The sequence below is a fragment of the Pyxidicoccus xibeiensis genome (assembly GCF_024198175.1).
GTDB classification, from domain to species: Bacteria; Myxococcota; Myxococcia; order Myxococcales; family Myxococcaceae; genus Myxococcus; species Myxococcus xibeiensis.
This window is the reverse complement of record NZ_JAJVKV010000002.1, coordinates 842979-861588: the sequence shown is the minus strand read 5'-3', so window position 1 is coordinate 861588 and position 18610 is coordinate 842979. Positions and strand designations below refer to the sequence as shown.

15 protein-coding genes are annotated in these 18610 nt (G+C 71.5%); 10 read left to right on the top strand and 5 right to left on the bottom strand.

Translation table 11 applies throughout. From position 1 onward, the window contains the following. Window positions 1-59: 59 nt before the first annotated feature. Window positions 60-2225, bottom strand: a complete 2166-nt coding sequence (locus tag LXT23_RS11435; protein WP_253980154.1) for an Ig-like domain-containing protein — start codon at window positions 2223-2225, stop codon at window positions 60-62. A gap of 214 nt (window positions 2226-2439) precedes the next feature. Here LXT23_RS11435 and LXT23_RS11430 point away from each other — a divergent pair, with 214 nt between their 5' ends. Continuing rightward, window positions 2440-3216, top strand: coding sequence for a spermidine synthase (locus tag LXT23_RS11430; protein WP_253980153.1), 777 nt, complete (start codon window positions 2440-2442; stop codon window positions 3214-3216). A gap of 61 nt (window positions 3217-3277) precedes the next feature. Here LXT23_RS11430 and fusA read toward each other — a convergent pair whose 3' ends face one another. The 4 genes from fusA to LXT23_RS11410 form a co-directional block, all read right to left on the bottom strand. Then, window positions 3278-5383: an elongation factor G gene (gene fusA / locus LXT23_RS11425; RefSeq protein ID WP_253980152.1), complete on the bottom strand. Its 2106-nt coding sequence runs from the start codon at window positions 5381-5383 to the stop codon at window positions 3278-3280. A gap of 385 nt (window positions 5384-5768) precedes the next feature. Continuing rightward, on the bottom strand, window positions 5769-7631 hold the full coding sequence (locus LXT23_RS11420) for a tetratricopeptide repeat protein (protein WP_253980151.1): 1863 nt from the start codon (window positions 7629-7631) through the stop codon (window positions 5769-5771). A 212-nt stretch (window positions 7632-7843) separates the two neighbouring features. After that, window positions 7844-9031, bottom strand: a complete 1188-nt coding sequence (locus tag LXT23_RS11415; RefSeq protein ID WP_253980150.1) for a cyclic nucleotide-binding domain-containing protein — start codon at window positions 9029-9031, stop codon at window positions 7844-7846. A gap of 183 nt (window positions 9032-9214) precedes the next feature. Continuing rightward, on the bottom strand, window positions 9215-9688 hold the full coding sequence (locus tag LXT23_RS11410; RefSeq protein ID WP_253980149.1) for an FKBP-type peptidyl-prolyl cis-trans isomerase: 474 nt from the start codon (window positions 9686-9688) through the stop codon (window positions 9215-9217). A 159-nt stretch (window positions 9689-9847) separates the two neighbouring features. Here LXT23_RS11410 and LXT23_RS11405 point away from each other — a divergent pair, with 159 nt between their 5' ends. The 9 genes from LXT23_RS11405 (at window position 9848) to LXT23_RS11365 (ending at window position 18604) form a co-directional block, all read left to right on the top strand. Then, entirely contained in the window at window positions 9848-11038 is a 1191-nt protein-coding gene (locus LXT23_RS11405) for a metallophosphoesterase (protein ID WP_253980148.1), read from the top strand. 239 nt (window positions 11039-11277) lie between these two features. Next, window positions 11278-11823, top strand: coding sequence for an RNA polymerase sigma factor (locus tag LXT23_RS11400; RefSeq protein ID WP_253980147.1), 546 nt, complete (start codon window positions 11278-11280; stop codon window positions 11821-11823). Next, window positions 11820-12485, top strand: coding sequence for a DUF1109 domain-containing protein (locus tag LXT23_RS11395; RefSeq protein WP_253980146.1), 666 nt, complete (start codon window positions 11820-11822; stop codon window positions 12483-12485). Before LXT23_RS11400 ends, LXT23_RS11395 begins: the two co-directional genes overlap by 4 nt. After that, window positions 12482-12811, top strand: a complete 330-nt coding sequence (locus LXT23_RS11390) for a Carotenogenesis protein CarS (RefSeq protein WP_253980145.1) — start codon at window positions 12482-12484, stop codon at window positions 12809-12811. The genes LXT23_RS11395 and LXT23_RS11390 overlap by 4 nt, the downstream gene beginning before the upstream one ends. 78 nt (window positions 12812-12889) lie before the next feature. Beyond that, window positions 12890-13636, top strand: coding sequence for an RNA ligase family protein (locus LXT23_RS11385; protein WP_253980144.1), 747 nt, complete (start codon window positions 12890-12892; stop codon window positions 13634-13636). 11 nt (window positions 13637-13647) lie between these two features. Then, complete coding sequence (locus LXT23_RS11380; protein WP_253980143.1) at window positions 13648-14841, top strand: non-canonical purine NTP pyrophosphatase; 1194 nt, start codon at window positions 13648-13650, stop codon at window positions 14839-14841. After that, window positions 14838-15638 carry a nucleotidyl transferase AbiEii/AbiGii toxin family protein gene (locus tag LXT23_RS11375; protein WP_253980142.1) on the top strand — a complete coding sequence of 267 codons (801 nt, stop codon included), beginning with the start codon at window positions 14838-14840 and terminating at the stop codon, window positions 15636-15638. Before LXT23_RS11380 ends, LXT23_RS11375 begins: the two co-directional genes overlap by 4 nt. Window positions 15639-15722: 84 nt before the next feature. Next, window positions 15723-17558 carry a DUF1549 domain-containing protein gene (locus LXT23_RS11370; RefSeq protein ID WP_253980141.1) on the top strand — a complete coding sequence of 612 codons (1836 nt, stop codon included), beginning with the start codon at window positions 15723-15725 and terminating at the stop codon, window positions 17556-17558. Further along, window positions 17558-18604, top strand: a complete 1047-nt coding sequence (locus tag LXT23_RS11365) for a hypothetical protein (RefSeq protein WP_253980140.1) — start codon at window positions 17558-17560, stop codon at window positions 18602-18604. Before LXT23_RS11370 ends, LXT23_RS11365 begins: the two co-directional genes overlap by 1 nt. Window positions 18605-18610: the final 6 nt, after the last annotated feature.

Genomic DNA, 18610 nt, shown 5'->3' with positions numbered 1-18610 from the left:
CCGGAGCATCGTGCCGCCGTCTGGCAGCACGGCTCCGGGGAACGGTCCACCCTGCGTGACTAGCGGAACACCGTCAGGTCCACCCGGTCCGCGTTGATGACGTAGCCCGAGGACGCCGTGTTCTTCCGGCCCGACACCGTCACCGTGAGCGTGTGCGGCCCCGCGCTCAGCTGCGGACTGGTCCACAGCAGCTTCTGGTCCTGGCGCGTGGAGGCGTAGAAGTCCACGTCCACCGCCGCACCGCCGTCGATGGACACCGACGCAATGCCGTGGTGCGAGGCCGCCGAGCCATACAGCCGCGCCTGCGTGCCGCTGAAGCGCACCGAGAACGCGGCGCCCGTGGCCGACGCGTAGTGGTCATCCTGCTGGTACTTGCCGGTGCCCGTGCCCGTCTGCCACGTGCCCGTGTACTCGAACTGCTCCAGCCCGGTGCCCACCACCGCGTCGTTGACCTGCACGTCGACCGCCGTCGCACCCACCGTCACGGCGACCGTGGCGCTGGTGCCCCAGTTGCCCGCCGCGTCCCTCGCCTTCGCCACCAGCGAGTGCTGCCCGGCCGTGGCGTTCCAGGTGAAGGCATAGGGCGAGCTCGCGTCCTCGCCCAGCTTCACGCCGTCCACCCACAGCTCCGTCAGCACCACGCCGACAGCGTCGGTGGCGGACACCTGCACCGCCACGTTGCCCGGCGCCACGGTGCCACCCGTGGGCTGGGTGATGCCCACCGTGGGCGCCGTCGTGTCACCCTGGGCCGGCCGCGTCACGTCCACGCGGTCCGCGTTGATGACGTAGCCCGAGGACGCCGTGTTCTTCCGGCCCGACACCGTCACCCGGAGCGTGTGCGTGCCCGCGGCCAGCGTGGGGCTGGTCCACAGGAGCTTCTGGTCCTGACGGGTGGCGGAATAGAAGTCCACGTCCACCGCCGTGCCGTTGTCGATGGACACCGAGGCGATGCCGTGGTGCGGCGCGGCCGAGCCGTAGAGCCGCACCTGCGTGCCGTCGAAGAGGACCGCGTAGGAGGCATTCGCCGCGCTGGAGTAGTGGTCGTCCTCCTCGTACTTGCCGGCGCCGGTGCCCGACTCCCACGTGCCCACGTACTGGAACTGCCACTGCCCGCTGCCCACCGTGGCGTCGTTGAGCTGCACCGTGCCCGTCGGCGGCGGAGGCGGCGGCACGTTGGCCAGCGGGAAGTCGCGAATCATCGGGACGATGGGGTCATTGGGCCCGAAGGTGTGCTCGCACGCGGTGATGGAATTGGGGCCCCAGTTCCAGACGAAGACGGCCGCCGCGCCGCCCGCCAGGTACTGCTGGAACTTCTGGCGCATGGCGTCCCGGCGCGTGGTGGGGTTCGTCCGGCAGTTGCTGGGGGCCGCGTTGATGCCGGTCTCACCGATGATGAGCGGCTTGTTCAGCGCGTTCATCGCGCGGATGGAGGGCCCGAAGTGCGGCGAGACGATGGTGTTGCCGTTGTTGTAGTCGTAGTCGTACTCGTGGAGGCTGCCCACGTCGATGTTGGGGAGGTCGTGCAGGCTCCGGAAGCCCGCCTCGCCGTCGTAGGCCCACGGCGCCCACGAGCCCGAGCTGATGAGGTGGTTCGGGTCGATTCCCTTGATGGTGGTGCTGATGTCGCTGAAGAAGGTCTTGATGGTGGCGGTGTTGGCGTCACCGGGCTCGTTGATGATTTCCCACATGCCCACCGACGCGGAGTCCCGGAAGCGGGTGACGACCTCGCGCACCCAGGGGACGTAGTTCGTCCGGTAGCCGCTGGAGTACCAGGAGGGCTGCTTGCCGCTGCCGTCCGAGCCGTTGTAGCCGTCCCACTCGCCGCAGTAGCTGCGCCCGTCGGCGAGCGTGAGGATGAGCTTCTGGTTGTACTTCTCGGCCGCGCGGACCACCCGCTCGATGCGCGCCAGGCCCTGCGGCCTGAACGCCCAGGTGCGCGTGAGGCTGTTGGGGCGCTGCCCCGCGAAGAAGGCGTCCAGCTGGGCGTCGGTCGGGACCGCGCCACAACCCGTCAGCGAGAAGGCGTTGACGCCCACCATCTGGTAGGGCGCGCCATTTAGGTAGAGCTGCTTGCCCTGCCGGTAGAGGAAGTTGGCGGGGACCGCCGCCTGGGACTCGGACTCGAGGTTGTCCTCGGCTGCTTCTTCGGGAACCGCGTTGCACGCGGCCAGCAGGGAGAGGGCGGCCAGGCCGATGAATCGACGAACTGGGGGGAGTGTTCGCATGAGACGTTCTCGGAGTTGATGAGGAAGCAGGACCTCGCGGCCCCACGCCGCCCTCCTTGAGCAAGCCCGGGGCCACTCCGGGCGCGCCCGTAGATTCCAGGGGTTACGCAGGAGCGGGCCCGCTCCTCCACCGCAGGTGTCCTGTCGAGTGAACAGCTCCTGTTCTCTCGACAGGACAGGTCCCCGGAATGCCGCCGTGGTAGGGAACGGGCTCGTGCGTCAACGCGTCGTCGTCACGGAAGACCCCGAGGGCCTGCGCACCCTGCGCTTCGAGCAGGGCGGCGCGCGCCAGAGCGTGGTCTGGCCCGGTGAGCCGCTGCGGCTGGAGATTCCGTACACGCGGATGTCCATGGCGGGGCTCGCCTTCGTGCCCGAGCCCGAGCGCATCCTCGTGGTGGGCCTGGGCGGCGGCGCCATCCCCATGTTCCTGCGCGCGGTGCTCCCAGAGGTCGCCATCGACGTCGTCGACGTGGAGCCCGACGTGGTGGAGGCGGCGAAGCTCTACTGCGGCTTCCAGGAGGACGACGCCCTCCGCGTCCACGTGGCGGACGGGCGCAGCTTCATCGAGGCCTCCGGCCCGGCGTACTCCCTCATCGTCCTGGACGCGTATGGCCCCGACAACATCCCCCCGCACCTGGCGACGCGGGAGTTCCTGGGCGCGGCGCGCGCACGCCTGACCGCGGATGGCGCGGTGCTGGGCAACGTCTGGGAGTCGGTGTCCAACCCGCTGTTCCCCTCCATGCTCCGCACCTGGCGGGTGAGCTTCCCGCAGCTTCACCGGCTCGACGTGCCGTCCACCACCAACCGCATCCTCGTCGGCCTCTCGCACACAGAGGCGTACTCGCACGTGGACCTGGTGGACCGCGCGGCGCGACTCGAGCGCGAGCTGGGCCTGCCCTTCGAGCTGGGCCGGATGGTGTCGCGCGGTCACCGGCAGGTGCCCCGGCGCGTGAAGGACGGGCACATCCTCACCGACGCGGCGCTGGACTGAGCCGACCGGCAGGGCCCCGGAACCGTCGTCGCGGTCCCGGGGCCCCTCACGTCACTTCACCTCACGCACGCGCTTCGGCCTGGGCCGCGTAGAGCGACTCGGGCACCGGCTCGTACGCACCCAGGCGCATGCTGGCCTGGGCCCGTCCCTGCGTGCGGCCGCGCAGGCCCGTCACGTAGCCGAAGAGGCTGGCCATGGGCACTCGCGCGGAGACGACTCGCACCACCCCGCGCGCTTCCATTCCCAGCACCCGCCCGCGCCGCGCGGACAGGTCCCCGAGCACCTCGCCCAGGTACTCCTCCGGAGTCGTCACCTCCACGTCCATGACGGGCTCCAGCCCCTGGAGGCCCGCGCTCCGCACCGCCTCCTGCAGCGCCAGGGAGCCGGCCATGGAGAACGCCTGGGGCGTGGAGTCCTTCACGTGCGTGCTGCCATCCACCAGCCGCACCTCCACGTCCACCAGCGGGACGCCGTCCCGCACGCCGCGCTCCATGGCGCCGGCCACGCCCTTTTCGATGGCGGGGACCAGCTCCCGGGGAATGTTGCCACCCCGGGTGTCGTCCACGAAGACGAGCCCCGCCCCTCGCGGCGCCGGACCGACGTCCAGCACCACGTGCGCGTACTGTCCGGGCCCGCCCGTCTGGCGGACGTGGCGGTACTCCTGGCGCACCTTGCGCCGGACCGTGTCGCGGTATGCGACCTTGGGCTGTCCCACGCGGGCCTCCACTCCGTACTCCGTCAGCAGTCGGGACACGATGACCTCCAGGTGCAGCTCACCCATGCCGGACAGCAGCACCTGGCCGCTCTCCGGGTCCACGCCCACTCGCAGCGACGGGTCTTCCGCCGCCAGCCGATGCAGGCCCTCTTCCAGCTTCGGAAGCTCCGCGGGAGAGCGCGCCTCCACGGCGAGCTGCACCACGGGCTCCATGACTCCCAGCGACTCCAGCACCACCGGAGCCTCCGGGTCGCACAGCGTGTCGCCCGTGCGCACGCCCTTCAGGCCGAGCGCCGCGCAGATGTCTCCCGCATGGACCTCCGCCACCTCCTCGCGGCGGTTGGCATGCATGAACATCAGGCGCCCCACCCGCTCGCGCCGGCCGGTGACCGGATTGATCAGGACGGTGCCCGCGCGAAGCGTGCCCGAGTAGACGCGCAGGAAGACGATGCCTCCCACCGCCTTGTCGCTCATCAGCTTGAAGACGAGCGCGGTGGGCGGGCCCGCGTCCGACGCAGGACGGGAGACACGCTCGAGCGTGACAGGGACACAGCCCTCGACGGCGGGAAGGTCCGACGGCGCGGGCAGGTAGTTGACGACGGCATCCAGCAACATCTGCACTCCCTTCTTCTTGAAGGCCGACCCGCACAGCACCGGCACCAGGGTCCGCGCGAGGGTGCCCGCGCGCAGCGCGCGCTCCAGGTCCTCGGCGGTGACTTCGTCCAGCCGCCCTTCCACGAACTTCTCCATCACCGTCGCATCCACGTCCGCGCACGCCTCGATGAGCCGCAGGCGCAGCCGCTCCGCTTCCTCCCGCGCCTCGGCGGGCACGGGCTGCTCGTCGCCGTAGCGGCCCTCTTCTCCCTCGAAGAAGACGGCCTGCATGCGCACCACGTCCACGAGGCCACGGAAGTCCATGCCCTCGCCCAGGGGGAGCTGCACGGCCACCGGATTGGCGCCGAGCCGCTCTTCGATGGACGCCACGCTCATCGCGAAGTCCGCGCCCACCTTGTCCATCTTGTTGAGGAAGGCGATGCGCGGCACGTGGTACCGGTCCGCCTGCCGCCACACCGCCTCCGACTGGGGCTCCACGCCCTGGCTGGCGTCGAACACCGCCACCGCGCCGTCCAGCACGCGCAGAGAGCGCTCGACTTCGATGGTGAAGTCCACGTGTCCCGGCGTGTCCAGGATGTTGATGCGGTGGGGCACGCCCGCCGCGCTGCCGCGCGTGGGCTTCCAGGACGCCGTGGTGGCCGCCGAGGTGATGGTGATGCCGCGCTTCTTCTCCTCGGGCATCCAGTCCATCTCCGTGGAGCCGGTGTGCACCTCTCCCGTGGAGTGGATGCGACCGGTAAAGAAGAGGACGCGCTCGGTGAGCGTCGTCTTCCCCGCGTCGATGTGGGCCATGATGCCGATGTTGCGGTACCGCTCGATGCGAGTGCTGCGGGACATAGAGGACTCCCGTTCCCGTCGGGCAGCGAGGCCCGCGGGTGGTGTGTGAAGACACACTGGTTGCGTTGAAGGACGCGAGACGGGCCGTGCCTCAGGCACACGCACGCGCGACACGCCGGAGGGGCACGACAGGCCCGCTCAGGGACGCGTGAGGACACACGAGGGCACAGCGAGAGCGATGGCGGAGCCGGAGCTCACGGAACGCGGGAACCAGCCAACCCGCGAACCGGAGGACACCGGTCCGCCTGCTCAAATGTCGAGCAGAACCTCGTGACGGGGGGCGAGGCACACGTCCGCCGCCGGCGCACAGATGCGCGCACTCAGCAGGGCGATGTTGGAAACGGGCCTCATGATGCACATGAGGTAAAGCACCGGCGCCCGCTTGTCAACCCAGGGGCAGCTCGCGCGCGAACTGCGTGCGGTAGCGCCCCTTCAGCGCATCGAGCGCTTCACGCATCCCGGCCGCGCGGTACTGCTCGGCGAGCAGGCGCCACGCCTCCGCGTGCAGCGGCTCGAGCGTGACGACGCGCTCCAGGTGCGTGCGTGCCTCCTGGCGCGAGCCCGCATTCACCGCCAGCCACCCGAGGATGAAGTGCGCCTGGACGGCTTCGTCGTGCACGGCCACCGCCTTGCGGCACGACGTGCGCGCCGGCGCCAGGCGGCCCGAGCGCAGGTGCAGCTCGCACTGGAGCACGTGCACCACCGCGGCCCTGGGGAACTCGCGCGACAGCCACTGGAGCTTCGCCTGGGCCTTCGCCACCGTGCCCTTGTCGAGCTGCGCCTCCACTTCCTTCGCGGCGCGGACGAGCTCGCCCTCGCGCTCCACGGGCACGCCGCTCTGCTGGGAGTCCACCGGCAGCGCCACCCAGCGCCGCGTCTGCGAGGCCCAGGTGAGCACCTTGCCCGCCTCCTTCACGCCGGCGGCCTTCGCCGCCACCTGCTCGGCCCAGGTCAGGGCTCCGACCTCCTTGAAGAGGATGGCCAGGTCTGCCCAGAGGTCATGGCCCGCCGCGGGATGGGCCTCCGCGCGCTGCCGGACCTGGACGAGGTACGCCTGTGCCTCGGCCCGGTTCCCCTGCTCCAGCTGGCTCCGGGCCAGGTACATCAACGGAACGGGCTGCCAGGGGAAGCGTGTGGCGATGGCCTCACAGCGCTCGCGCGTGGCGGGCAGCTTCGGCGCGGTGCGGACGGCCAGGTAGCACGCCGTCGACTGCACCTCCTCATGATCCGGATGGCGCCGGGCCACGGGCTCCAGCCGCTGCGCGGCAACCTCGAAGCGGCCCTCCCTGTCGAGCGCGAGGACCTCGTCGACCACCTGTCGGTCCACGGGCGGCAGCGGCGCGGGCCCGCGCTCCGGCGTCAGCTGACCCGCGGCGTTGCGCTCGGCCCAGGCGATGACCTCCTGCTTCTCGGGGCCGTCCCAGTCCGGCCCCTGGATGGACGCGAGCTTCTCCTTCAGCTCGAGCGCCCAGGCCTTCCGGGCCGCGGCATCCCTACGGCCCTGGGGCAGGTGGCGCAGGCTGACGGCGAGCAGCTCCAGCGTCTGCGGAGGGAAGGCCGCCTGGTTCGTCGCGTAGTGCGGGTACATCATCCAGGCGGAGTCCTGGACGTGGAACGCGCCGAGCGTGTGCGCCCACTCGTGGAGCAGCACGGACGTCTCCTTGTGCAGCTTGCGCTCGTGGTACAGCGTCTCGCGCTCCTCCGCCGGCAGGTGGGTGAGCGCGGCCATGATGTTGCGCACCTCCTCCGGGTTGCCCATCTCGCGCAGGACGAAGTGCCGGCCGAACATCCGCGCCAGTCCCAGGTGGTCCTGCGAGGTGCTGAAGACCTTGAGCCGGGACACCAGACCGATGACGAGGTCCACGTCCTCGCCCGGGTCGAGCGCCTCCAGCTCCGCCAGCGTGTCGTCGAGCGCGCCCTCCGAGCTGCGCCGCTCCCACTGGTGCGTCGACTCCAGCTCGAACACCACCCCGAGCGGCGCACGCACCACCGCGCTGGCGCGCTGGAGCTGGCTGACGATGCTGCTGCGCCAGCGCATCACCTGGTCCCGGTAGTCGGAGTCGACGTACACGCGGACGCGCAGCTTGCGCACCGGGCCGGAGGCGGACGCGGAGGACGCCTCCAGCTTCTTCGGGGCGAGCTGCTTCGCGTACTCGCGCTCGTAGTCCACCGGCCGCTTCACACAGGCCACGCCCGCCAGCACGAGCAGGACGGACAGCGCGGCCCCTCGGCCGGCCTTCCACGACAAAGGGCTGCGCTCCATCGAGAATCCCCTACGGCCCGTCCCGGAAGAGTGCGACGAGCCTCCTCCTGGCGCCTGGCCATCCATCAAGACGTCCTGCCCCCGCTTCCTTGCGGGGGCGACCCACGCGTGACGGCGGTGGGGCACGGAATCTGACAGAGGTCCGCGCTCGCGGTCACCCGAGTCACGCGACTCCCGGGTGGGCGGCTACCCTGCCCTCAGGTGCTGAGGGCGCGCACGCGCGCGGCGAGGTTCTGCGTGAAGAGGCGGAAGATGCGCAGCGCGGCGGCCTCGTGCGTGTCCAGGTAGTGCTGGAAGCCGGCGCGGGTGATGCGCAGCGCGCGGACGGCCGTGCGCGCGCGCACCTGCGCGGAGACGGGCGCGTCCTGCACCAGGGAGATCTCCCCCAGGTACGCACCGGGCCCCAGCGTGTTGAGCAGCCGCGCGTCGGGCTCCGAGCCGCTGTAGACCTCCACCGTGCCCTCCAGCAGCACGAAGAGGCCCACGCCCTGCGCGCCCTTCTCCAGCAGCACGGCGCCGGCGGGGATGAGCACCTGCCGGGCCACGCGGTAGAGGTCCTTCATGTCGTCCAGTGACAGCTCGCCGAAGATGGGGATGGCCTTCAGGTAGCCATAGCCATTGGCCTCCGGGGCCGCCGCGCTCGCGGGCAGCCGCGCGATGACCGCCTCGGCCTCCGCGTCCATGCCCATGCGGCGCAGCAGCCGCGCCTTCTCCGTCGCCAGCGCCGGGTCCGCGCGCGCCGTCTCCGAGCCGCGCAGCGTGTCCGCCAGCAGCGCCAGCGCCCGCCGCGTGAAGCCCTCGGCGTCCAGCAGCTTGCACATGCGCAGCACGGACTCCAGGTGCCGGGGGTCGCCCGCGGGCACGCTGCCCAGGGCCTCCACCTCCGCGTGGGACTGGCCCAGCTCGCGGTAGAGCATCGCCGCCTCGTAGGGGCGCCCCAGCCGGACCAGGCACTGCGCCATCGGCTCGCGCGAGCCCAGGCCCCGGTACACCTCCAGCGCCCGCTCCAGCGCGCCGCCCCGCTCGAAGGCCGCCGCCGCGCGCTCCGCCTGACCGGCGCGCAGGTACGCCTCCGCCGCGTCCACGTACTGCCCGCCCTGCACGTACAGCTCCGCGACCAGGCCTTCCGCGCCGCAGCCATTCAGCATCCGGGCCGCGCCAGCGAAGTCGCGCGCCTGCCGCATCACCTCCGCCAGCCGCTGCCGCTCCTGCGCCGGGGACTGCGCGGCCTCCTTCTGGATGCGCTCGCGCTGCGCGGAGCCGAGCTCCTCGTACAGCTGGGCCGCCCGCTCCGGCTCCGCGAGCATCATCAATGCCTGCAGCGCCTGGAACGCACCTTCACCCAGCCCGCCGTCCTTGAGCCTCTCCGCCTCGGACCCTGACATCGCTCGTCCCCCCGATTCCGGGATGTTGGACCACCGCTCGGGGGCCGGGAGGTGCCCGGCCCCGCGCCCCGGAAGACAGGGCAAGGCTATACCACCGCGGCAGGGCCTGGAGGCGAAACCCTGGAGGGGGTGTCGGCGCGTGGACGCCCGAAGGGCGCGTCAAGCCGTACCCTCCTGGGCACTTCACCGCACGAACATCAGCTCCGTGTCGAAGATGAGCACCGAGTGCGGAGGAATCACCCCGCCCCCGCCGCCGCGCTCGCCATAGCCGAGCTCCGAGGGGATGACGAGCCGCCGCGAGCCGCCGACCTTCATGCCCTCGATGCCCTCGTCCCAGCCCTTGATGACCGCGCCGACGCCCAGGGTGAAGCTGAGGGGGGCCTCGTCCCGGCTGCTGTCGAACTGCGTGCCGCTCGGCAGCCAGCCGGTGTAGTGCACCTGGACGCGGCGGTTGGGCTGCGCCACCGCCCCGGTGCCCGGGTCTCCCAGGTCCTGGATGTACAGGCCGCTGGGCAGCCGCGTCATCGCGGACAGGTCCACGCCCAGCGCCTCGGCATACGTCACCTTGGTGGGGTCACCTGAGTCAGGATTGCCGGCGTCATCTCCACAGCCGAGCAGGGGGAGCAGGAGGGCACAGAGCAGCAGGGAGCGGAGCATGTCGTCCTCGGAGAAGTGCGGGCCGGAAGTCGGGCTCGCGAGCGACGGAAGACTGCCCCGGCCCGGCACCACACGGAAGGGGCCAGGCGGCCGGGCCACGCCTGCCACCCTGGAATACAGGGGCGCGTGGGCCCGACTTCCATTATTCAGGAGGCCTCGATGCCACGCTGGCTCAGCTTCCTCCTGTTCTTCATTCCGGTGCTCGTGCTGCTCGCGGCCGGGCACGTCTACCTCTACCGCCGGCTCGTCCGTGACGTGACGGAGCGCCGGGGGCCGCGCCGCGCCGCCCAGGTCCTGTTCGCGGTGGGCTTCGCGGGGGCCATCGGCGCCCGGGCCCTGGGCGCCATCCTCCCGTCGGAGGCGTCGCGCCTCATCGGCATCGGCTTCCTCGCCTGGATGGGCCTCATCCTCTACCTGCTCGTCTTCACCCTCGCGGTGGACGTGGCGCGGGCAGCGCTGGCCTGGAGGGCGCGGCGCAGGGCGCCCGTGGCCCCGCCGTCGGAGCCGCCGTCCCCGGAGCGCCGGGCCCTGCTCACCCGAGGCCTCGCCGTCGGCGCCGGCATGGCGGGCGCGGCGGTGAGCTCGTATGGGGGCTGGCGCGCGTTCCATCCGCCCGACGTGCGCGACATCCCCGTGCGCCTGCCCCGGCTGCCCAAGGCGCTGGAGGGCTTCACGCTGGTGCAGCTCACGGACATCCACATCGGCGGCGTGCTGCAGCGCCGCTTCGTGGACGAGCTGGTGTCGCGCACCAACGCGCTGAAGCCGGACCTCATCGCCATCACCGGGGACCTGGTGGACGGCTCCGTGGACGCGCTGGGGCCGTTCGTCGCGGGCTTCGGCGGGCTGCGCGCCCGGTACGGCACCTTCTTCGTCACCGGCAACCACGACTACTACTCGGACGCGGACGCGTGGGTGGCCTTCATGGAGGGCCTGGGCATCCAGGTGCTGCGCAACCGCTCGGTGTCCATCGGCGGTGGCCCAGCGTCGTTCGACCTGGCGGGCGTGGACGACTGGAGCGCCCACCGGCTGGGCGAGCCCGGCTATGACCTGGACGCGGCCCTGCGCGACGTGCGCCCGGACCGGGCCTCGGTGCTGCTGGCGCACCAGCCGTCCAACTTCGACGAGGTGGCCCGGCGCGGAGTGGGGCTCCAGGTCTCCGGCCACACCCATGGCGGGCAGATGTTTCCCGGCAACATCGTGGGCGACGTCATCTGGGGCGACCGCAACGCGGGGCTGAGCCGGACGGGGGACTCGCTCATCTACGTGAGCCGGGGCTGCGGCTTCGTGGGGCCGCCGATGCGCGTGGGCGCTCCGCCCGAGATTGCACGACTGGTGCTGCTGCCCGGCTGAGAAGACTTGCCACCGGGCCCGCGGGCGGCCTTGCATGGCCCCATGCTCCGCGGGCCCCACCCTCCCCTCCCCTCCTGGCCGACCGGAATGGACGTTCCATTCCGCTGCCCGCCCGCCGACCTGCCCTGCGGGGCAACGCCTCCTGACTTCCCTCGTGTTTCCGCCAGCTTGGCGACGCCCTCCAGGCACCTCGCGGGGCCGGAAACATTTTCGGGGATGGGCCGTACGGGAGACGGGTGATGGGGAGTCCGACGGACGAAGAACTCATGGAACGGTTTCGCGACGGAGCACATGACGCCTTCGAGGCCCTCTTCGCCCGGCACTCGGGGCGGGTGCAGGGCTTCCTGGCGCGCATGGTGCGCAGCGGCCCGCTCGCGGAGGACCTGTTGCAGTCGACCTTCCTGTCCGTCATCCGCTCCCGGGGCCGCTACGAGCCGGGCACCCGCTTCGTGCCGTGGCTGATGACCATCGCCGCGAACGCCGCGCGGGACGCCCTGCGCCACCAGCGCCACGTGGACGCGTACGCCTCCCACGAGGACGTGGCCTCGCCAGGCTCGGTTCCGCCCACCGCCAGCGACCCCAGCCTGCGCCGGCACCTGCTGGATGCGCTGCAGCAGCTCCACCCGGACCACCGCGAGGCGGTCGTCCTCAGCAAGGTGGAGGGCTGGTCCTTCGAGGAGATTGCCGCCCTGCGGGGCATCAGCACGGGCGCCGCGCGCCTCCGGGCCCACCGCGGCTACGAGAAGCTGCGCGAGCTCTTGGGCGCGCTGGAGGAGGCACGATGAGCCGGCCTCCCGACCTCGACTCGCTCCTGTCCGAGCAGCCCCCACCCGACGGTGGCGCCGCGGCGCGCGTCCTCGCGGCGGCCCGAGGGGAGCTGGCGCTGCGGCGTCCCGTCCGCCCCTGGCGCACGCAGGCCCTGTGGCTGATAGCGGCCTCGGGGGGGATGGTCCTGCTGATTGCCGCGGTGATGCTGGCGACGGGAGCCGTCACCGGCACCGCGCTGCTCGGCCGGGCCCATCTGCTGGCGCTGCTGCTGGGCACGGGCGCGGTGTGCGCGTGGGGCGCGCTGTCGCCTCGCGGGCGCTGGCTGCAGCGCGGCGGCGTGGCCCTGTCGATGCTCACCGCGACGGTGCTGGTGCTCGCGCGCGGGACGCCCCAGTCCACCCCCACCCTGCCCGGCTGGGTCTGCACGGCCGGCCACGTCGCGGTGGCCCTGGTGCCGCTGGTGGTGGCGCTGGTCGCGCTGCGCAGCGCGGTCTTCGAGCCCTTGCGGAGCCTGGCGGCCGGGCTCGCCGTGGGCACGACGGGGGCCCTGCTCGGTGAGCTCGCGTGCGAGCAGGACTGGCGGCATGTCGCCGGCTACCACCTGTTCGCGTGGGGCACCGTCGTCATCGTGTCGGTGGTCATCTCCCGGTCGCTCAAACCCCGCTCCTACGCGCCATGACCCAGGACCCCTCGCTCATCCTCTGCAGTGACGTGGAAGGCGCGCCGGTGCGGCTGGGCGAGTCGGTGAAGATCGTCAGCAGCTCGGCGGACGGCACCATCAGCCTGAGCTTCCTCGGGCAGACGGGCGTGGTGGTGGGCCTGGTGTTCGACGACCCGGCGACGCAGTACCCGCAGGACCCGCTCATCCAGGTCCGCGTCGAGGGGCTGGGCGAGGACCTCTTCTTCCCGGAAGAGCTGGAGCTGGCGCCGGCATGGGCACGCAGCCTCATCGCCCGGCACCGGAAGACCACACGGGAGGTCGGCAGGACACCGCCACACCCCTGAGCCGCCGCTTCACGTGGAGCAGCTTGCAAAACGGCCCCTGTCCGGGAGGGGTGCGGCATCGGTGCTACCGTTTCGCGGGTGCAACCTGGCCCCATCCCGGACTTCCGCCCGCTCGGCCGCAAGGCCTATGGCTCCATTCCGCACCTGCCCGGCTCTCGAACCGGCCCCGCGGACCGCCACCTCTCCCCTGCCCTGGCACGCCTCTGCACCGAGCGGGTCCGCGACGCGCGCGACCACGTGGTGGTGCTGGAGAAGCTGGATGGCTCGTGTGTGGCCGCTGCCCGCATGGGGGACTCGGTGGTGGCCCTGGGTCGTGAGGGACGCCTGGCGGCGCAGTCACCCAACGAGTCACGCCGGCTCTGGGCCGCCTGGGTCGCCGCGCACACGGAGCGCTTCCTGGCCGTGCTCCAGCCCGGAGAGCGGCTCGTCGGCGAGTGGCTGGCCCTGGCCCATGGCACCCGCTACGCACTGCGCCACGAGCCCTTCGTCGCCTTCGACCTGATGCGGGACGGTGAGCGGCTGCCATGGTCCGCCGTGGTGGCACGCGCCGAGGCAGGTGGCTTCGTGACGTCGGGCGTGCTCCACGAGGGCGGGCCGCTGGGAATCGCGGCGGCGCTGGAGCGGCTCCAGGCGGGCGGCTTCCATGGCGCCCTGGACCCGGTGGAGGGGGCCGTCTGGCGGGGGGAGCGGCGGGAGGGCGACGCTGTCAGGGTGGACTTCCTCGCCAAGTATGTACGGCCGGACAAGGTGGATGGCAGCCTCCTACCGGAGAACACAGGGCAGGCCGCCGTGTGGAACTGGCGCCCCCAGGCGCCGCAGCCGTAGGAGGGCCCGCCGTGGCTCGCGCGATCTTCGTCACCGGGAACCAATACAAGGCCGACGAGGTGGCCCGGCTGCTCGCCGGCCTCGACGTCGAGTGGCGGAAGCTCGCGCTGCCGGGGCTGGAGGAGACGGCGCCCGAGGGTGGGCCCATCGACCTGGCGGCCCTGGCGAAGCGCAAGGTGTTGGCGGCGTACGGGGTGCTCGGCGTGCCGTGCTTCGTGGAGACGACGGCGCTGGAGCTGGAGGGTGGCCCCGCGCTCACGGGCGCACGCTTCAAGAAGCAGCTGCTCGCGCAGGGCGAGCGCGCCCTGCTGGCCGCGCATGGAGGCCGCCGGGGCCGCACGCGCGTGGCGGTTGCGTACTCGGAGGACGGAGCTCCAGAGCGCGTGGCCCTCTTCGAGGACGCCATCGAGGGCACGCTGCTGCCGGAGCCTCGCGGCGAGGGCGGCCATGGCTGGGACCGGGCGTGGCTGCCGGACGGCTACCAGCGCACGCTCGGGGAGATGCCGAGGAACAAGTTCTTCCTCAACATGCGGCACCGGCCCTACCTGGAGCTGGCGGACCGGCTGCGGACCCAATCGCAGGGCGGCGCCTTCGAGGCGCACATCACCGTCTCCGCGCGCTCCGAGGAGGACCTGCGGCGGTTTCGCGCGTTCTGCGACGCGGCGGCGGTGAAGTGCATCTTCATCGAGCTGGGCCGGGGCGCGGAGCCCTTCCAGCCGATGACGGCGTCGTACCACCACGGGACGCTCCGGCAGGCACGTGAGGAGGTGCAGGCCATGGCGCGCGCACTGGCGGCCGAGGGCTTCGACGTGACGCGCCTGAAGCTCGAGGCGCTGGGAAAGAATCGGGAGATGCCCGAGGACGACGCGACGGCACAGGCGCAGCCGGCGAACTACTTCGAGTTCCACGTGAAGGCGCTGCTGCCTTCCGAGAGCGCGGACGTGGAGGCGCTGCGGGCGCGGTGTGAGCGGCATGGCGCGCACCTGTCTCGCAACGCGCGGAAGGTCCGGGACGACGGCGCGTCCGAGCGCTTCGTGACGCTCCGGGTGTACGGCCTGGGCCGGGCGAACGCGGACGCGCGCTTCACGGCGCTGCTGGCGGACCTGGCGGGACTGGGGCTGACGCTGACCCAGCGGCTGCGGGAGTGGACGGTGTACGACTCGAACCACGGGTTGGACCGTGGCTGGCTGGAGGGTGCGAAGTGAGCGCCCATGAGCTGCCACTGCGCGCGGGGGCCGCCGTGCTGCGGCGCCTCGCACGGTCCTCCGAGGTGGAAGCGCTCGTGCTGCGGGGCGGGCTGATGATGCGCCTGTGGAGCGGGCAGGTGCCGCGGCCGGTGGAGGACCTGGACTTCCTGGCCCGGTTCCCCTTCGACGCGGCGGACACCGTGAGGCGGTTGGACGCCGTGCTCGGGGTGGACGTCGATGATGGGTTCTCCTTCTGGGCGCTGAGGTCCGAGGTCATCTGGGCGGAGACGGCGTTCCCCGGCGTGCGCGTCTTCGTGGAGACGCGGCTGCCCGGCGTGGACGAAGTCTTCGAGCTGCGCATCGACACGGGCTTCGGCGACCCGATGGACCCGGGACCGGAGTGGACGGAGTACGACGTCGGGGAAGGCGGCGCGGCGCGGGTGCTCGCATGTCGCGCGGAGACGCTGCTGGGCTGGAAGATGCACGGCCTGTTCGAGCGTGGGAAGGGCCGCTTCCGCCCCAAGGACCTGTTCGACGTGTACCTGCTCACACGCCACGCGCCGCTGGACCCGGCACTGTTGCCACGCGCGCTGAAGCTGGCGTTCCAGTCGCGCGGGGACTCGCTGGAATTGATGGAGCGCCTGATGGCGGGCGAGTTCGGCCGGAGCCCGTGGAGCAACGAGAAGTGGGCGCGCTACCGGAGCAGCCAGCCGGAGGGCCGGCCCGAGGCACTGGCGGAAGTGGTGACAGCGGTCGCCACCGCGCTCCGGCCTGTCTGGGAGACAGCGCGCGCCCCTCTACGCACCAAGGTGTAGAGGGGAGTCCACCCCTCATTCTCACCGCGCGGTAGACATTTCCCCTGGCGTATCAGTGCTGTGATTGCTGTTAACATCGCAGGCATGCACTGGCACCTGCACTCGAAGCGCGCGGCCGTGCTGACCGTGCTGCTCGCGATGTCCGGCCTCGCCGGAGTCGACGCACACGCTCAGCAATGCACTCCCGAGCCGCCTCCACCGGTCAAGCCGCTGAATGACCGGATGAGTGATACACGGCTCCTCCGGCGCATCGTGCTCGGGCTCACGGGGACGACGCCGACCGTCGAGCAGTACGAGGCGATGGCGGCCGCGGCCACGCCTGAAGCCCGCGAAGCGCTCCTGCGCTCGACGCTCGATGCCGCGCTCGCCTCGCCGAAGTTCTACGAGCGGATGCTGCGCTTCGGGCACGAGTGGATCGCCGTGGGCGCGTACACGACCGGAGCTGCTGGCGACGCGTACCAGGGCGACATGTCCGGCCACCTCCACAGGTGCGCCGGCAACACGCCGCACGCGGGCGCGTACTACCACGTGAGTGAGTTCGGCTCGAAGGACCCGACCAGGCAGTGCAGCAACCAGGATCCAGACGGCAACCCCGCCGTGCCCGAGGTGCACACCGTCGAGCCCTGGTGGGCGCCGGGAACCACGGTCTCCGTGCTCGGCAAGGCCGGCTCCAACGTCACCCAGGTCGTCGACTCCGGAGGAAAGCCGGTCGACTGCGGCATTGCGAATGGCGGCTACTACGACCCCGGGCTGCCCGCGGGGTGCGGCTGCGGACCGAACCTGGTGTGGTGCTCGCCACTCTCCGGCCTGGGCAGCAACGGCACTCACGACCTCAACATCCAGCGGCGCCATCCGTACGAGGAGCCTGCGCGCCTGTTCGCGCACCTCGCATGGCACGACCGGCCGCTCTCGGACCTCATCATCGGCAACTACACGGTCGGCACCAACTGGCTGCGCGCGCTGTACGTGCGCTTCGGCCGGCAGATGGGCAGCAACGCGCTGGACGCGAATACAAAGTGGTGGCGCCCGGACGCGGACAGCGCCCCTCGCGACCCGATGCACCCGGCGCCGAATGATCCGCAGGCATGGCGTGAGTTCGTGGTCGAGGACCTGGAGCCCTTCCACCTCGCGCTGACCAACGACCGGGTGCGCTCCGGCAGCATGGACCGCACCTACCGCTACGATCCCCGGACCACGACCGAAGCGCCCAAGGGCCTGCCCGCCGCCGGGGTGCTCACCATGATTGGCGCGATGTCCTCCTTCCCGCGCGAGCGCGTCCGGGCCGCGCGCTTCCTGGAGATCTTCGCCTGCCAGAACTTCGCGCCGCCTCCCGCGGACGTGCACTTCCCCCCGTATGAGGTAGACCCGGCCACCGGCGGGACGTGCCTGCACTGCCACAAGACGCTGGACCCCGCGGCCATCTCCTTCAAGCGGTGGGACTTCACTCCGGCTCCGAGCTACTACGTCCCGTGGCCGTTCATCCCGGGCCTGGGCCGCTACCGCGTCACGAAGGAGTGGCTGTCCGGGCAGTACCCGCACATCGGCAACATGCCGGGCTTTCGCTGGAAGAACGCGTTCCTTCCCAACACCCTGCTGACCCCGGTCACCCCCGAGCAGATCCAGGCCAATCCCGAGGCCGTGCTGCTCGACACGATGCCCGAGTCGTACACGCTGCTCGGCGAGCACGGCGACGGCACGATGGGGCCGCTCGGGTTCGGAAAGCTCCTCGTCCGCTCCGGCGAGTTCGACCGCTGCGCCTCGCGCAAGCTCTACGCGATGTTCGTCGGCCGGGAGCTCAACCCGGCCACCGAGAAGGGCTTCATCGACAAGCTCGCGAGGGAGTTCGTCGCCGGGGACCGCAAGCTCCGGCCGTTCCTCCGATACCTCTTCGAACAGCCCGAGCTGAGGAGGGGCCTGTGATGAGCACCTTGCGTTCGCAGTGGAGAGCCGCCGCGCTGTGCCTGCTCCCCCTCACCCTGGCGGGCTGCTTCAATGACGACCTGCCCCGCGCCAGGGACCTGGGCCCGTCTGCTGGTGGTGGGAGCTGCGAGGCCCAGGGCCGGAACGATGAAATCCGGCTCGCGCTCGCGCCCGCGTGCGAGGGCTGCCACGTCACCGGCAACAAGCCCTTCTTCGCCTCGCTCTCCGCGTTCGAGACCGGGCTCGTCTACGACGAGAAGTACGTGAAGCGCGGGGACCCCGGCAACAGCGTGCTGGTCCAGATGCTGAAGGGCGTCGCCCCTGGCAGCTATGCCCAGATGCCGCCGGGCCAGCACTACAATGATCTCGTCGCCAGCGGCCGCGTCACGCTGACCATCGAGCAGGTGGAAGCCTGGATTCAGGACCTGCCGGCTCCGCCCGAGCAGCTGGAGACGCCGTCGCCCGCCGAGTTCCACGTCCGCCGGCTGACCGCCGAGGAGATGGTCGTGAGCCTGATGGAGCAGCTCGGGCTCACGCTCGAGGACTTCGTCAGCACCAGCGACCCCAACTGGCGCAACACGGCGTACACCGTGAATGGCGGCAAGTTCTTCGTGTGGCCCGGTGACTGGTCTCCCGGCATCTCGGGCCAGTACGTCTCCGACTCGCGCACCCCCGAGCGGTTCGAGGCGCTCGGCGGCGGCAACTCCCTGCTGTACCGCAAGCGGGACGTGGGCTTCGGCCCCTCCGCCGCGCAGGTGCTCGTCCAGATGTCCCAGGCCTGGTGCGCGCGTGCGGTGGACAAGCGTAACAACACCGCGGTGCTGCGCCACGCGACGCTCGCCGACACCTCGACCAAGAACCCGGACGCCGTGCGAAAGAACCTGACCACGCTCTACCTGCGCATGCTCGGGCAGCCGCCCTCGGAGGCGGAGGCGAAGGCGCTGTACGACCAGGTCTATCTCCCGCTCGAGCAGCAGAACACGCGCCTCGCCTGGATTGGCGTCTGCGCGGCGCTCATCCGCCACCCGCTGTGGATTACCTACTGAGCCGAG

Excerpts from the sequence above, each read along its gene's own strand:
- fusA (WP_253980152.1), bottom strand. The coding sequence starts at position 5,383 with ATGTCCCGCAGCACTCGCATCGAGCGGTACCGCAACATCGGCATCATG.
- LXT23_RS11390 (WP_253980145.1), top strand. The coding sequence starts at position 12,482 with ATGACCCAGGACCCCTCGCTCATCCTCTGCAGTGACGTGGAAGGCGCG.
- LXT23_RS11395 (WP_253980146.1), top strand. The coding sequence starts at position 11,820 with ATGAGCCGGCCTCCCGACCTCGACTCGCTCCTGTCCGAGCAGCCCCCA.
- LXT23_RS11415 (WP_253980150.1), bottom strand. The coding sequence starts at position 9,031 with ATGTCAGGGTCCGAGGCGGAGAGGCTCAAGGACGGCGGGCTGGGTGAA.
- LXT23_RS11370 (WP_253980141.1), top strand. The coding sequence starts at position 15,723 with ATGCACTGGCACCTGCACTCGAAGCGCGCGGCCGTGCTGACCGTGCTG.
- LXT23_RS11400 (WP_253980147.1), top strand. The coding sequence starts at position 11,278 with ATGGGGAGTCCGACGGACGAAGAACTCATGGAACGGTTTCGCGACGGA.
- LXT23_RS11365 (WP_253980140.1), top strand. The coding sequence starts at position 17,558 with ATGAGCACCTTGCGTTCGCAGTGGAGAGCCGCCGCGCTGTGCCTGCTC.
- LXT23_RS11435 (WP_253980154.1), bottom strand. The coding sequence starts at position 2,225 with ATGCGAACACTCCCCCCAGTTCGTCGATTCATCGGCCTGGCCGCCCTC.
- LXT23_RS11410 (WP_253980149.1), bottom strand. The coding sequence starts at position 9,688 with ATGCTCCGCTCCCTGCTGCTCTGTGCCCTCCTGCTCCCCCTGCTCGGC.
- LXT23_RS11405 (WP_253980148.1), top strand. The coding sequence starts at position 9,848 with ATGCCACGCTGGCTCAGCTTCCTCCTGTTCTTCATTCCGGTGCTCGTG.